At 47.3% G+C, this 14,104-nt stretch carries 12 protein-coding genes; 4 read left to right on the top strand and 8 right to left on the bottom strand.

Going from position 1 to position 14,104, the window contains the following annotated elements; translation table 11 throughout:
* Positions 1 to 206 precede the first annotated feature (206 nt).
* The gene (locus L6475_RS04335; RefSeq protein WP_237822846.1) at positions 207 to 1,268 is read right to left on the bottom strand and encodes a methionyl-tRNA formyltransferase; all 1,062 of its coding nucleotides are present in this window, start codon (positions 1,266 to 1,268) and stop codon (positions 207 to 209) included.
* A gap of 9 nt (positions 1,269 to 1,277) precedes the next feature.
* Positions 1,278 to 3,083 carry a chloride channel protein gene (locus L6475_RS04330; protein ID WP_237822844.1) on the bottom strand — a complete coding sequence of 602 codons (1,806 nt, stop codon included), beginning with the start codon at positions 3,081 to 3,083 and terminating at the stop codon, positions 1,278 to 1,280.
* A 291-nt stretch (positions 3,084 to 3,374) separates the two neighbouring features.
* On the opposite strand from L6475_RS04330, the gene L6475_RS04325 reads away from it, so the two are divergent.
* From L6475_RS04325 to L6475_RS04310, 4 genes are all read left to right on the top strand, one after another.
* Positions 3,375 to 3,932, top strand: coding sequence for a hypothetical protein (locus tag L6475_RS04325; RefSeq protein ID WP_237822842.1), 558 nt, complete (start codon positions 3,375 to 3,377; stop codon positions 3,930 to 3,932).
* Between the two features lie 33 nt (positions 3,933 to 3,965).
* A complete protein-coding gene (locus tag L6475_RS04320) occupies positions 3,966 to 6,116 on the top strand; it encodes a discoidin domain-containing protein (RefSeq protein ID WP_237822840.1) in 2,151 nt (716 codons plus the stop codon).
* Positions 6,117 to 6,535: 419 nt separating this feature from the next.
* Positions 6,536 to 8,623 (top strand): hypothetical protein, encoded by a 2,088-nt coding sequence (locus L6475_RS04315; protein ID WP_237822838.1) that lies wholly within the window; start codon positions 6,536 to 6,538, stop codon positions 8,621 to 8,623.
* A 20-nt stretch (positions 8,624 to 8,643) separates the two neighbouring features.
* On the top strand, positions 8,644 to 8,805 hold the full coding sequence (locus L6475_RS04310; RefSeq protein WP_237822837.1) for a hypothetical protein: 162 nt from the start codon (positions 8,644 to 8,646) through the stop codon (positions 8,803 to 8,805).
* Between the two features lie 143 nt (positions 8,806 to 8,948).
* Here the strand turns inward: L6475_RS04310 and L6475_RS04305 are convergent, their stop codons facing one another.
* The 6 genes from L6475_RS04305 to L6475_RS04280 form a co-directional block, all read right to left on the bottom strand.
* The gene (locus tag L6475_RS04305; protein WP_237822835.1) at positions 8,949 to 9,509 is read right to left on the bottom strand and encodes a hypothetical protein; all 561 of its coding nucleotides are present in this window, start codon (positions 9,507 to 9,509) and stop codon (positions 8,949 to 8,951) included.
* 120 nt (positions 9,510 to 9,629) lie between these two features.
* Positions 9,630 to 10,415, bottom strand: coding sequence for a Cof-type HAD-IIB family hydrolase (locus tag L6475_RS04300; RefSeq protein ID WP_237822833.1), 786 nt, complete (start codon positions 10,413 to 10,415; stop codon positions 9,630 to 9,632).
* Between the two features lie 39 nt (positions 10,416 to 10,454).
* Complete coding sequence (locus L6475_RS04295) at positions 10,455 to 11,027, bottom strand: L-threonylcarbamoyladenylate synthase (RefSeq protein ID WP_237822831.1); 573 nt, start codon at positions 11,025 to 11,027, stop codon at positions 10,455 to 10,457.
* 116 nt (positions 11,028 to 11,143) lie between these two features.
* Positions 11,144 to 11,827 carry an SGNH/GDSL hydrolase family protein gene (locus L6475_RS04290; RefSeq protein ID WP_237822829.1) on the bottom strand — a complete coding sequence of 228 codons (684 nt, stop codon included), beginning with the start codon at positions 11,825 to 11,827 and terminating at the stop codon, positions 11,144 to 11,146.
* Positions 11,828 to 11,848: 21 nt separating this feature from the next.
* On the bottom strand, positions 11,849 to 13,531 hold the full coding sequence (locus tag L6475_RS04285) for a DUF4842 domain-containing protein (protein WP_237822827.1): 1,683 nt from the start codon (positions 13,529 to 13,531) through the stop codon (positions 11,849 to 11,851).
* A gap of 17 nt (positions 13,532 to 13,548) precedes the next feature.
* Positions 13,549 to 14,076 (bottom strand): hypothetical protein, encoded by a 528-nt coding sequence (locus L6475_RS04280; RefSeq protein WP_237822825.1) that lies wholly within the window; start codon positions 14,074 to 14,076, stop codon positions 13,549 to 13,551.
* Between the last annotated feature and the right edge of the window lie 28 nt (positions 14,077 to 14,104).

The raw sequence follows: 14,104 nt of genomic DNA, 5'->3' as shown, positions 1-14,104 counted from the left end.
CACTATCCACTCTACACTCTACACTACCCACTAGTTCAAGCAGTACGCCTGACCGTTAGACACTCTGTAGGTATAAGCTAATTCTTTAATAAACTTCAACACCTTTTCACTTGGGTTTCTTTCTTCGTGAGTAAATATTTGCATAGGCATAAGCATTTAATTGTTTACTTCTGTTTTTAAAACGCTCTTGCCTACAAATTATTATACTATTCAACAGAAATATTTTCAAATTCTTTCATTCCGTTCAGGAAAGCCTGTGCATCCATACGTTTTTTGCCAGACAATTGCAACTCGTTAATCTCAAGCAGTCTGTCGGCGCAAGCTATATAGAGGTGTTTCTTTTCTGCTATCACCTGCCCTACTGGTCCTGTGGTTTGGCGCTCGGTCTTTGTTGTCTTGAACACCTTCAGCACCGTGGTCTTGCCATCCGCCATCTTTATGTTGGTCCATGCACCGGGATATGGGCTCAATCCGCGCACAAAGTCGTACACCTTCTTGGCCGGCTGGTTCCAGTTGATCTGACAGGTCTCCTTGAAAAGTTTTGGAGCAGGCTTTAAGAATTGAGAGGTGAGAGATGAGAGATGAGAGGTATGATTAGACTCTTCGTTGAGAAGCTTATCATTAGCAGAACCAATCATACCTCTCAACTCTGAACTCTCATCTCCTAGTTGTTCATAGCTCTCGGGGTGTCCGTTGGCGGCGATGATTCTGTCGAGGGTCTGCAAACAGATTTCTGCGCCAAGATGCATCAGTCCGTCATAGACATATTCCACATTCGCATCGTCAGGAATGGCGAAAGGCAATTGCATGATGATACGCCCCGTGTCAATATCATGATCAAGGAAGAAGGTTGTGACGCCGGTCATGGTCTCACCATTAATAACGGCCCAGTTGATGGGAGCCGCGCCACGATATTGAGGCAACAGGGCAGCATGTACATTGAAAGTACCATACTCAGGCATGGCCCATACTACCTCTGGCAACATGCGGAAAGCCACCACCACTTGCAGATTGGCCTGATAGGAACGCAATTGCTCAACAAACTGCGGGTCCTTCATCTTCTCCGGCTGCAGCACAGGGAGTCCTTGCTGCAAAGCATATTTCTTTACTTCCGATGCCTGCACTTCATTCTGATGACGGCCAACAGGCTTGTCGGGCTGGGTCACCACAGCCACCACATTATATTGATTCTCTACAAGAGCTTTCAGGGTTTCCACAGCAAACTCGGGCGTACCCATGAATATGATTCTCAAGTCTTCTTTCTTCATACTTCCTTTTTACTCTTCACTCATGTCGGCCACCATCTTTCTGTATTGCATATACAGACGCTGACGTGATATATACCCCTGCAGCCGATGCTCAATATCCACCACGGGCAGCCAGTCGGCATGGGTGCGGTCAAATGTGCGCATCACGTCGGTCATCGTCGAATTGTTTGTCAGCATCGCTGCCGGTGCCTGCATCAGTTGCGATGCCTTGAAATGATGATACAGTTCGATTCTGAACACCACATGTCTTATCTTCGTTATGTCTATCTCGCCCAACAGCGTTCCACCAGCATCCAATACCGGCAACACGCTACTGCGCGAACGACTGATTACATGTACTATCTTTCCCAGTTCCACATCTGGAGCCACAGCCTCAAAGTCGCGTTCAATCACCGAGTCCAACTGCATCAGCGTCAGCACAGCATGGTCAGTATGGTGCGTAATCAGTTTACCCTCCTTGGCCAGTCGCGAACTATAGATACTGTGAGGTTCAAACAGGTTGATGGTCAGATAACTGCTCACCGATACAATCATCAGCGGCAGGAACAGATTATAACCGCCCGTAAGTTCGGCTATCAGGAAGATACCCGTGAGCGGAGCGTGCATCACGCCCGACATCACACCAGCCATTCCCATCAACGCGAAATTCTTCTCTGGCACATATACGCCCACGTCATAGACGTTCCACAAGTGGGAGAAAAGGAATCCGGCAAAACAGCCTATGAACAGTGACGGAGCAAATGTACCGCCACAACCGCCGCCGCCATTCGTTGCCGAAGTGGCAAACACTTTCAGCAGCAGCACAAAGGCTATATAGGAGATAAACACATTGGGATGACCTGAGAATGGCGAGTTGTTCAGTATCTGATACCAGTCGGCCTCGGTTTTTCCGTTCAACAACAGGTTGATGGAACTATAGCCCTCACCATACAGCGACGGAAACAGGAATATCAGCAGACTCAGCACGGCGCCACCAATGGCGAGTTTCACGTAGGGTTTGTCTCTGAACCGGGCAAAGATGCCTTCGGCAAAGCTCATGGTACGGATAAAGTACAGGCTCACCATACCGCAGAACATTCCCAACAGAATACAGGCGGGCACGCGCTCCACCGTCCAGTCGTTGTCCAGATGGAACGTGAACAGGGCTGCGTCACCACTAAATATATAGGTGATGCATGTCGCCGTCACACAACTCACCAGGATAGGCAGCAGCGAGGTCATCGTCATATCAATCATCAGCACCTCGAGCGTAAACACCAGTCCTGCTATCGGCGCCTTGAAGATACCGGCTATGGCACCCGCAGCGCCACAGCCCACCAACAGCATCAGCGTACGACTGTCCATTCTGAACAGTTGGCCCAAGTTCGAGCCTATGGCCGATCCTGTCAGCACGATAGGCGCCTCGGCACCCACCGAACCGCCAAAGCCGATAGTGATGGCCGATGCAATGACCGACGACCACGTGTTGTGCGTCTTCAGTCTCGACTTGTTCGATGAAATTGCATAAAGAATACGGGTGATACCGTGAGAGATATCGTCCTTCACCACAAAGCGGATGAAGAGGGAGGTAAGATAGATACCCACCACAGGATATACCAGATAGAGCCAGTTGTACGAGTCGGCATTAAACTGACTGGTCAGCAGAGAAACAATCTGATTGATAATCCAGTGAAGGATGAAAGCGGCTACAGCAGAAAATAATCCTACAAAGAATGCCAATATCAGCACAAACATTTTCTCGCTGATATTCTTCTTTCGCCATTGGTTCAACCTTACAAACCAAGAACTATACCCTGTGTCAACCGTTGTATCCATGAATGGGGCAAAGATACAAAAAAAATCGATAATTGAAGAATGAAGAATAAAGTTTTTAATCCATTATCAACAAACAAAAGACATAAATCAAGGCATCCTGACTGTTCAATAATAACTCATTCTGACCAAACAAGGAAAAAATCTGTTCAAACTGCTTCCTGCCACTTTGTTTTTACCAGTTTCTTGCATCCCGTTTGAGATTAATTATGTATTTTTGCTTGCAAAACGATGATAAAAGAATCCCAAGATTCACCTTATTTCATATTACGCAACTAAATCTAAAAACTGTATATGAGAAAAATTTTTGTTATTGTAACCCTATTCCTCGGTATCTTGTCGGGCCAGGCTCAAGAGAAGGTCATCAAGGTACTGAAGAAGGACGGAACGACCACCCCAACCCGTGTGGCCGACTTAAAGCAAATCCAGTTTCTTACTATTGAAGAAGGCGGTCAGGGTCTGTTGGTGAAAACGCTGAATGGCGGTACCTCAGCCGTACGCTTTGAGACAAAACCCGTTGTCACCATTTCCGACGGCAAACTGATCATCAAGCCCAGCTCGTCGGATGCTATAGAGTTCGAAATCAGCGATATTGCCGAAATTCTGTTTGGTGATGCTTCCGACCAGGCAAGCATCAACGAGGTGAAAGGCTTCACCTTCATCCTACAGGACCGCGGTGCACTCCTTCAAGGCATTCCGCAGGGTGCAAAGGTCTCTGTGTACTCCCTCGATGGCCGTAGTCTGCCTGTTCCTCCCATTCAGAATGGCGAACTGCGTTTGAACCGCGCTACCTTAGGCTCAGGCATCTTTATCGTTAAGATAGGCAATTTCTCCACAAAAATCAAACTATAGTTTTCCACTCTCCTAACATTATACTTTTTCAAAATGAAAAAAATTATCCTATCAGCCGTTGCACTCCTTGGAGCCACACAACTCATGGCTCAGCAACCCGCCACGATGATTACCAAACTTACCAACGGTGCTGTAGTACGTACTGAGGTTAACGAGGTGGAAAAGATTGTATTTGCCGACTCTACCTTCAATCTCAACAGTAAAGGTATTCGTATTCTTGAGGCCGACGAGCTCTGCTGGCCCGAAGACCGTCTGCTGCCCCACCTCCTTCCCCCAGCCTCAGTGGTCAGATCATTGGATATGAGCGCTGCCGCGCTGAGCGATGAGGAACGTGTGATGTTCTGCACCCTACAGGGCATTGTAAACCGCTCACAGCCGCGTATTCTTCTATATAATCACAACGAGGAGCCACAAACCACCTGGCCTTCGGCCCATAGCATCCGCACCTCGCCCATTCCTTCTTCCACGCCTTACAATCTGGTGAAACTGTTTCAGGAAGAGATCAAGGGTCTGGTGCTATACAGCAATGAGCGCAGCGAGCACTACGCCAACCTTGCCGTCACCATTGCCGGACTGGACCGTCTGCTGCCTGTAACGGCTGCCATTAAGTCAAAACTGGAGGCCAATGGTCTGGAATTTCCTGTTGTAGAGGATCTCACCCAGCTCACCTATACCAATGCGCAAGGTGTTTACAACTATCTTTACAACAACTATTGGAGCCGCTGCAACCACCGTCTGCTCATCAGCGAGCGCCCCACTATCCCCTATGTTCATGACATCGGTGCTGCCTGCGGTTCTGCCTGCGTATGGCTCGACCCCCGCAACGCCAGCGAACGGCAGGTGCTCGACAAGATGCTCAAAGACTTGACACCTGGTCGTGACATCGTATTAGGCTGGTATGCCGAGGAGCGCTCTGGTGTGGGCGAAGCCACCAGGTACGGTCTTTCCACCGTTCCTGCCGATTTCTTTGAGAACACCACCGTTTATTCGGCAGTAAACAAGCCTGTAAAGATAGCTCCTGTACCCAAGCGTCCTAAGTTGGAAAACAAGGTATATGCATCGGTCTATATCAGCGACGGTGACAACATCCAGTATATTCAGCATGCTATGGCCAAGATTTTTGAACAGTCGGGCCGTGGCAGAATGGCCATGAACTGGACCGTGAGTCCGGCACTGGCCGATTTCTCACCTATGATGCTGAACTACTATTATCGCAAGGCTTCTACCAACGACTGTTTTGTCAGTGGTCCATCAGGTTTGGGCTATGCCATGCCCTATGATGCTCTTGGCCGAGTCTATTATGCCCCTTCGTACAATGCCAAACTGCTTACACCGTATGCTCAGCTCACTCAGCGCTATTTGGAGAAGAGCGGTCTGCGTATCATCACCATCTGGGATAATCTTAGCGATGCCCAACGCAAGTCGTATGCCGAAAACTGTCCTTATCTCTACGGACTTACTATCAACGACTATGAGCAAGGCAGCCGACTATCCACCAAGGTATTGAACAATTGGCTTACCATCACCCCACTCTATCCCTGTTACAAGGGTACTGTTGACGAGGTTGCCGGACTGTTTGGCCGTGATATCCAGAACTACGACGGTAGTGCACCAGTGTTCGTAACTGGTCAGGTCTCGGTGTGGGATGTAGGACCCGACAAACTTGTTGAATTGCCCAATAAGCTGGACGCTCAAGCTCCCGGCAATGTAAAAATCGTACGTGCCGACCACTGGTTCAGCTACTACAACGAGGCACACCACTTGCCGTTCAACCTCACCATGCTACAGGATATGGCGATTACCACATCGCCAGCCAAGTCGAATGCCAGACTCGCTGCCGACGGTTCTCCCTCTGAGGGTTATATTTGGATTTCAAGCACTACCGACGGCACCGGTTGGGTACAGTTAGACTTCAAGGAGCCCTACCAGATTAGCCGTTATGTGGTGCGCCATGCCGAGGCTTCCGGTTTGGATGCCGAGCTCAACACCCGCGATTTCACAGTCGAGGTTAGTCTCGACGGCGAAACCTGGACTACTGTTGGCTCCCACACACAGAACATTTCTCCCGTCACCGACGCCAGTATCACTCCTGTCGAAGCCCGTTTCGTTAGAGTGAATGTCACCAATGGCGGCAGCGACGGTTATGTTCGCATCGGCGACATCGAGGTATATGGCGCCCATTAATCTTGAAAGGACATCAAACTACATAGCAATTCTTCGTTAAAAGGAAGTCAGTAGTTTCACTGCTACAACAAATTATAGCTATAATTCTCGCAATTATGGCTATAATTTTTGTAATTATAGCTATAATTTGTTTCAGCCACTCTAACCCTGCATTTAAAAAGTTCAGAAAATGGATAATAATTGAATGTCTATAACTATGTTTTTTGATATTTAGGACCCCAAAAACGGCAAGAAAGAGCATTTTTCTCCATTTTATTTTGGTAATTATACCAATAATATGTACTTTTGCCAAAACGAACAAATGTTTAAAACATAGGTATGCGAACCTATATTTATATGATTGAGATACACAATCTTGTGTTCTCACCTTTCCAAAAAGAAACTACATATAATAATATACTAATTTAAACAAAGCAATTATGGAAATTAAAAAACTATTGACTAAAACGCTCCTTGCCGTAGTGGTATTACTTTGTGGGCAAAATGCTTTTGCACAAACCACCACAACACTTCTTGAGTATGGTACAGGAGATGTAGCATGGACAGCAGAGAAGGTTGAAGAATGGACAGCTGGTGGTTCTCCAACTCTTGCCGATGGTATAGTTACAATATCTGGTGGCAATGGCGGTTATGAAACATCAAAAACCATTTCACCAATAGCTAATGCTATCATTAATGTTACTGCTGTATGGAGAGCAGCTTCGAGTACTGGACGTTATTTTTCTGATGGTAATGGTAGCTATTTCCGATTCGGAAATATTGTAGTTGCTCAGAACGACCAAGACAAAACGCATGGATATGTTTTTACTGGATTGAGCAATCTTGGTTCCGTAACTACATTTACAGCAGGTAGCTATCGTGTTGATGTTACAATTTCAACATGGTTGAAGATTGAGGCTGAGATTAATACTGCAGAAAACAAACTCACTACATTTACCATTAAGTCTGAGGATGGTACTAAAACCTATGCAAGTGCTTCTAATGTAACTTTAACTAGCGCTGACTATACCACCGTAGCATTTGGATATAAAAAAGGTGGCGGTGTTAAAACAACCAATAAAGAGCAGTTGAAGTCAGTAAAAATCACCCAGACTGCTCAAGATGTTACTAATGTTGGCTATACCATCAACTACAAACTTGGCGAAAATCTGGTTAAGTCTGTTGAAGGTGAAGGTGTGGTTGGCCAGGAAATCACCGCTGATATCGCTGTTGACGGTACAGAGGCTGGTTATGAGGACAAGCACTATCTTATTACTGCCGCAGAGGCACCAACTATGACATTGGTTGCAGAAGCTGCAAGCAACGTATTGAACGTTCCTGTTCGTGCTCCTCTCACAGCAACTCTGAAAGTAACTACTACCATAGGAACAAACGCCCCCGTATTGGTTACAACTCCTCTCGTAGAAACCGATGCGAAAGTGCATGCTTGGAGTTATGCTTATCCTATGTATGTGTTGGATGGTGGAAAGTATTATAAAGCTGACAATACTACAACATTTGGTGAAGGTGGAGAATTTACAGACGGACAGGTGATAGAGAAGTCTGTAACCTATAGCACTATTGCCGAAGATGTTGTTTTCTTCCAGGAAGCAGAAGCTGCAGCAGGAACAAACTACTCATATTCTAACGGAGGTTCTGGCTATGTAGCTGCACAAAATGCAAGAGACCGTGGTATTTCAGTAGGGAAATTACCTGCAGGTACGTATCAGTTTACTGTCAACATTACTGCAGCAAACAGGCGTTCTCTTGGTATCCGTCAGTCAACCAATGATCAAATTGTTTCTGTTGGAACAAGCAATGATGACAAGACAACAGGTGTTAAGTCTGCTTTCTTTACATTAGACAAAGAAACATCCGACTTATATATCAACGGCGCAAATAGTGGTGAAGTAAAGACTAACCAGTCTGAGGACTTTGACTATGTATTAATCAAGAAAGTGCCCGAATCTCTCTCTGGAACAATCGCCTCTTCTGGCTACTCTACCCTTTCAAGTGCCTACGGTCTGGACTTCACAAAAGCTACCGTAACTGAAGGTGAACTGGTGGCTTATGCTGTAACAGAAATTCAGCAGGATAAAGTGGTGATGACAAGTGTTGACGAGATGCCTGGCAATCAGGGCGTAGTTCTGAAAGGTATTGCTAACGCCACCTATACCATCCCCGTGAAGTTAGATGCCGCTTACACAGGTACCAACTATCTTAAGGCTGCCGTGGAGGCTACTCCCGTAGCAGCTGACGAAGCATACATCCTGAAGGAGGGCAAGTTCATTAAGGTAACAGCAGCAAGCACCGTTCCTGCCGGTAAGGCCTATCTGCTGGCAAGTGACATTCCTGCCGGTGCTCGCGAAATGACATTCGTATTCAATGATGATACCACAACGGGCATTTCTAACGTGAACGCAGAGAAGATGCTGAACAGCGACTTCTTTGACTTGCAGGGACGCCGCGTGGCTGCTCCTCAGAAGGGCCTGTACATTGTAAGTGGCAAAAAAGTTATTATTAAGTAATTTGAAAGGAGGATACTAATATGAAAAAAGAATATATCACACCAACATCAAGTATCTGCAATGGTGAGTTGGATAATTTAATGGCTACATCAACGCTGACCATCAGTCAAGAGGAAACAACAACTGATGCCGGTGAGGCCGAAAGCCGTCATTTCGACATTTGGGATGACGCAGAAGAATAAGTATCTTTGATACTGCTCTTACATCAATTAGTTTTCAAATTGAATTACACAAACATCCGAGAGAGGATGGTGCAAAAAAAAAGAATAATGTTAATTGATTAAATAAAGTGGCGACCCGTCCGCGAGGATAGGTCGCCACATTTTTATTCACACAATTCCAAAGCCATCAGGTTCATCTGCCTGCATTGCTCGGCAGTAAGCTTCCGTTTCTCATTATGGTGCTCCCAAGGCGAAAGCATCAACAACCTGCCTTTCGCACAGGCTTCAAACTGCTCCCCATGTGGTTTCGACAACGGGGTAAAACCATTCTCAACAATTACGATGGTAGGCAATCCGGCATCGAAAGCCGTACGCATCACACGCTTCTCGCCAGGAGAGACAGCAGGCGACACCAGCACCGTTCCCTCTTTAGCCATCGCCATGTATCGGCCTACCTCGGCTGCTATCTCACTGTCGGTGAGCCGCCGCGATACTCGAACGGCCTTGCCCAATTCTGTCAGCTCTATGCGGGGAGCGTCCTTGCTTCCCCGTTCAGCAAAAGGATTGCCTACAAGACGGCCAAAGAGCGGGCGGCGCCCTTCCACTTCCAGGGTGATCATATACATACGCCGTTCCTTATAGTCGTGTTGCTCATCACGACGCTTCATCGAGGCTTTCTTCTCCCCGGCAAATTTCCTCTTTGCAGAAAGTTGGTCTTCAGTCATGACTTTAAATGGTGTTAAGGATAGTTCATTACAGTAAGAGTGGTTTAACGCTTCCGAAATGACGGAAAGCTTCAGCAGACCTAAAATATTCCCGAGATGACGGAAGGCTTCAGCAGGTCGTTAAATAATTCCGAAATGACGGAAGGCTTGCAGAATGCCGTTGTCATCGACGGAGGTGGTGATGTGGTCGGCATGCTGTTTAAGGAGATCGTTGGCATTGCCCATGGCTACGCCTATGCCAGCCTCACGAATCATGGTAAGGTCGTTACCACCATCGCCAAAGGCTATGGTATGGGCCATGTCTATTCCTAAGTGACGGGCCATTTTGTGAAGGGCGCTGCCTTTGTCGGTACCACGGGCTGTAATATCGGTAAAGGCGGGATGCCAGCGACCGGAGATGCAACCCGACAAGCGAGGCATCAGCTGCTGTTCGTGCTCAATATCGAAAAAGGGAGAGAACTGAAGAATGGGTTCGGTGAGTGCCTTTTCGAGGTTCATGCAGTCGGCATTCAATCCTTCAACGGCCAACTGCTGAATAAAAATCTGATCGAAATCGGGATGGGGATTATACACGGCGAACTGGGTGGTGCTGGCCACTACACACGAATAGTCGTAGCGGCGGGCATCGTCGAGCATGATATCCACATCCTGCTGGGCAATAGCATTGGTACACACCACTTCATCGCCCACAAAACAGTGGGCGCCGTTGGTGGTGATATAGCCATCGACCAAATGTTCGATGGCACCAATATTGGTAAGAATCTGGATAGGACGGCCCGTGGCAATGAACACACGATGGCCGTTGGCTTTGGCTTGTGTAAGAGCAAAAATAGTAGAAGCGGGAATCTGATGGGTATCAAAACTCACCAGTGTGCCGTCGATATCGAAAAAAAGTGCGTACTTCAAAACTCCTAATATCTCACTTGCTCTACAAAAAAAAGCTTCTTACTTTCTGATAATCTCTACCTGACCATCAGGGCGCAGACGGATAATGCTGGATGGCTGATGGGGCTGATGCTCCTGACGACGGGTCCAGCAAACATAATCAACTGCATCGAGAATACGCTGGTCAATATCACGATAGTTCTGAGCAGCAGGCTCGCCACTGATATTGGCAGATGTAGAGACAATGGCTTTCTGGAAGCGATAGCAGAGTTCTTTAGAGAAAGACTCGTTGGTGATACGGATACCAATGCTACCATCTTCGGCAATGAGGTTGGGAGCCAGATTGACAGCCCCATCAAGAATCAGGGTGGTAGGGCGCTCAGGCTGACAGTCGATGAGTTGCCAGGCCACTTCGGGAACATTACGTACATAGCGTTGCAAACGGGCATCGCTATCTACCAGACAAATGAGTGCCTTCGAGTCGTCACGCTGTTTGATTTCATACACTCGCTTCACAGCCTCGGCATTGGTGGCATCACAGCCAATTCCCCACACGGTGTCGGTAGGATAAAGGATCACCCCACCCTTTCGCATCACTTCAATAGCATTCTGGATATCCTGTTGTTGAGTCATAATATTTGCTCGTTTAATCGATTTTGAAGTGCAAAATTACGGAAAATGGACATAAGGAACAACGTTTTTCATAAGTTTAACGCTGAACATTGACTTCTATAAAGTAAGGATAAGGCCTATTGTCCGATATACTGCATCAGGAAGTGTTCGGCTACGGGCAGGAAGCGATCGTGGCCGCGACTGTTCAGATGGGCGGTATCGGTGCCTTTGCCTCCCTGAAAGTAGATTTTTCGGAACTGCTCGCTCCTTACAAAGATATTGCTATGGCGGGCAGCATCGAAAACAGGAATGCCATAGCTGCCCACCACTTCAATCATCGCATCGACAACACGCTGACGTGGACTGCCCACAAAATCATCGCATGCCCAAGGGGTGAAAAAGAAAATCTTTCCATGAGGATATTTCTCAATGAGACCTTCGCAGAGAACGGACAAGCGCTGCTTGAAAGTGTCGATGCCGATGGAGTCGAGACGGCCACGAGAGGCATCGTTATGGCCTGCAATCACCACGATATAGTCTAAGTCATCGCGCATGTCCTTATAGCGCTGATACATTCCCGTTCCCCACTGTTTCAGGTCGAGGGCAATGCAGTTGCCATTACGACCATAGTTATAATACTCCATACCGTGCTTCTTGGCAAACTTATAGTGCCAGGTATTCTCAACAGGTTCACGATGATTGCGCACATAGCTATCGCCAATGAATCCGATTTTCTTAACTGCGGAAGCACCCGACTGAGCCGACATCGGAACAGGAGCAATAGCAAGCAGGGCTGCTACAAAAAAAGCAAAAGGTCTCATGTAATGAAATATTTTGATTCTTTATTCTATACGAATGGTTTTTCCTTCGGCGGGATGGAGATACCAGTCGAAAGCGTCCTGATTGGTAACATCCTGCGCCCATTCACGGAACTTAGGATAGGCAGAGATGATAGACACCTTTTCCTTTGGCCAAGCCCAGTTGCCGGGAATAGCTACTGCGTGCGGATCCTGTCCGGTGGTGGGGAGAGAAACGGTGTAGGTTTCCTTACCATAGTCTTCAGCCTCATCGGCAGGATATTTTACCACCAGCACGAACGCATTGGTCTGGAAATCGAAGCCGGCCGGTTTCACACAAGAAACGGTGACTGGGGCAGTATCCTGTTGTGAGGTATTGACGAGGGTACTACGCTGAGCGCCGAGCACATCGTGCAGTTCATAGCCAAAGACATCGGAATTGTCGGCAGCAAAGCAAAGTTGCAAATCGCGATGAGCTCCTACCGCGAGAAGGGTAACAATGAGTTTAGATGGATCGACAGGATTCTCTTCCACCCTGATCACACAGTCGTTCATATCGTAATCGCCCCTATCCTTGTCTTCCCAAGCGTATGTCCACACCTGAGACTGAACGGGATGAGACGTGACTTCAGGAGCCTCTGGAGCGATATTGATGCCTTCTTCGATATAGAACATCTTGTCGTTGAAAGAATTGTCGCTTCCATCCTCGCACGAAAGGTAGGTGCGGCCGTTCACGGAATAGACTGTGACACGCAGGGGGGCGTTGCTCAGGTTCTTACCGTCAACCACCACGAAGAAATCAACTTGCATGTCGGGAGGAAGAGCATTCTTCAGATTTCCGGTATGATCGCGCCATACCAGTGCCACTTTCTGTCCGGAGTAGTTGGTAGGATTCTTTGTCTCATCGAACATATAGTTTTCCAACGGGTCGTCGCTTCCGGCATTGAAACGGTCATCGATGATATAGGTCTGAACATTGGAAGGATCGTCGATGGGATAAATATGATATCCTATATGGGTAGTGGTATTATTAGCACGTCCGCCCAAGAAAGTCATGGTGACCTGACCACCCACCCAGTCGGTCTGGAGTGAATGATTGTTCAGAGCCGCAACCTGTGGAAGATTGCTGGTTTGTCCCTCTGGAAACTGCTTAGGTACGAAGAGCAAGGCCTCCTGTTGCAGTTCTGGATAATCGGGACGATTCCAGGGAATATACAACAGATCGTCGTTGACTGTAACCACTTCGTCAACTCGCTGACTGCGCCGCATAGCACGACTGTCGCTGACGGTAACAGTGGGCTGTTTGACAAAGCGCACACTATCGGTACCGGCAACAAACGCTACGGTTTGTATATCGCCCTTATTATTGATACAAGCTGCATGAAGCAACTTATCAGCCAATGGTGTACGAAACTCCAACCGAACATCCTTACCCGAAGTGGCAGGCACAGAAGCCAGCACATGAGCAGACGAGAGGAAGGGGTCGTCACTCAGGATGCACACCTTAGAGATATCATCGAGCTGTGCATCTGCAGTAACCACAACCTGATATTTCTCAGTCAGCGCCCAGTTCTGGTTCTTATCGATACTGATGCCCAGCATAAGCTCTGCATAAGACACACGCTGATCGTCGGTCATCACTTCCTTCGGCGTAAATAAATCTTTATCTTTGGTACATCCGCAAAGAGCGACTGCCAAGAGACCAAAATACAAAAACTGTTTCATCATATTCATCAATTTAGTTGTTAATTCTTTTCTCTAAAAAAGGAGACCACATAGGGACGGCCATTCACTTCAGTAGGCATGGCGGACTGACTGAATACCATCCAGCGTTCCATCGTATAGGTACGCTTGAGTTTACTGCAGTAATAGCTTAACGACAAGAACTTGTCATTGCCACTACCAGCGATGACCAACGAGTAAATCCATTCACCATGTGTATAACGGGGCGAAAGACACACCGCACGAATCTCGTCATTGACAGTAACGCACATCTTGTCGTCGGCCGAGAGATAGGGCTGTAAGGCATTCTGCAACGTGACCTGAACACTCATAGTCTGTTCATAACTATGATAAAGGTCGTCTGCCGTCATCCAATCGGGAATCTCATCAGTGCCTGGCTGCAGATATTCTGAATAGTCAAAATTGGCAGGAGGATTGACAGGAGACTCGCCAGTAGTGTCTTCGTCACTGGAAGAACAAGCCATCAGCGTCAGCATCAGGAACAGGATGAGGGTTCCTAATGATGCCAGTTTATTGATTGTTTTCATCATTGTATTCATTCGATTACTGGTTATTATG

Origin of the sequence: Prevotella sp. E9-3 (assembly GCF_022024015.1) — a bacterium.
In the GTDB taxonomy this organism is placed as follows: domain Bacteria; phylum Bacteroidota; class Bacteroidia; order Bacteroidales; family Bacteroidaceae; genus Prevotella.
The sequence above is the reverse complement of the archived record's forward strand: the minus strand, read 5'-3'. Positions and strand labels throughout refer to the sequence as shown.

Bases quoted from the DNA above. Each gene is read 5' to 3' on its own strand.
- L6475_RS04310 (WP_237822837.1), top strand. From the start codon at position 8,644: ATGAAAAAAGAATATATCACACCAACATCAAGTATCTGCAATGGTGAG.
- L6475_RS04285 (WP_237822827.1), bottom strand. From the start codon at position 13,531: ATGATGAAACAGTTTTTGTATTTTGGTCTCTTGGCAGTCGCTCTTTGC.
- L6475_RS04290 (WP_237822829.1), bottom strand. From the start codon at position 11,827: ATGAGACCTTTTGCTTTTTTTGTAGCAGCCCTGCTTGCTATTGCTCCT.
- L6475_RS04335 (WP_237822846.1), bottom strand. From the start codon at position 1,268: ATGAAGAAAGAAGACTTGAGAATCATATTCATGGGTACGCCCGAGTTT.
- L6475_RS04280 (WP_237822825.1), bottom strand. From the start codon at position 14,076: ATGATGAAAACAATCAATAAACTGGCATCATTAGGAACCCTCATCCTG.
- L6475_RS04320 (WP_237822840.1), top strand. From the start codon at position 3,966: ATGAAAAAAATTATCCTATCAGCCGTTGCACTCCTTGGAGCCACACAA.
- L6475_RS04305 (WP_237822835.1), bottom strand. From the start codon at position 9,509: ATGACTGAAGACCAACTTTCTGCAAAGAGGAAATTTGCCGGGGAGAAG.
- L6475_RS04315 (WP_237822838.1), top strand. From the start codon at position 6,536: ATGGAAATTAAAAAACTATTGACTAAAACGCTCCTTGCCGTAGTGGTA.
- L6475_RS04325 (WP_237822842.1), top strand. From the start codon at position 3,375: ATGAGAAAAATTTTTGTTATTGTAACCCTATTCCTCGGTATCTTGTCG.
- L6475_RS04295 (WP_237822831.1), bottom strand. From the start codon at position 11,027: ATGACTCAACAACAGGATATCCAGAATGCTATTGAAGTGATGCGAAAG.
- L6475_RS04330 (WP_237822844.1), bottom strand. From the start codon at position 3,083: ATGGATACAACGGTTGACACAGGGTATAGTTCTTGGTTTGTAAGGTTG.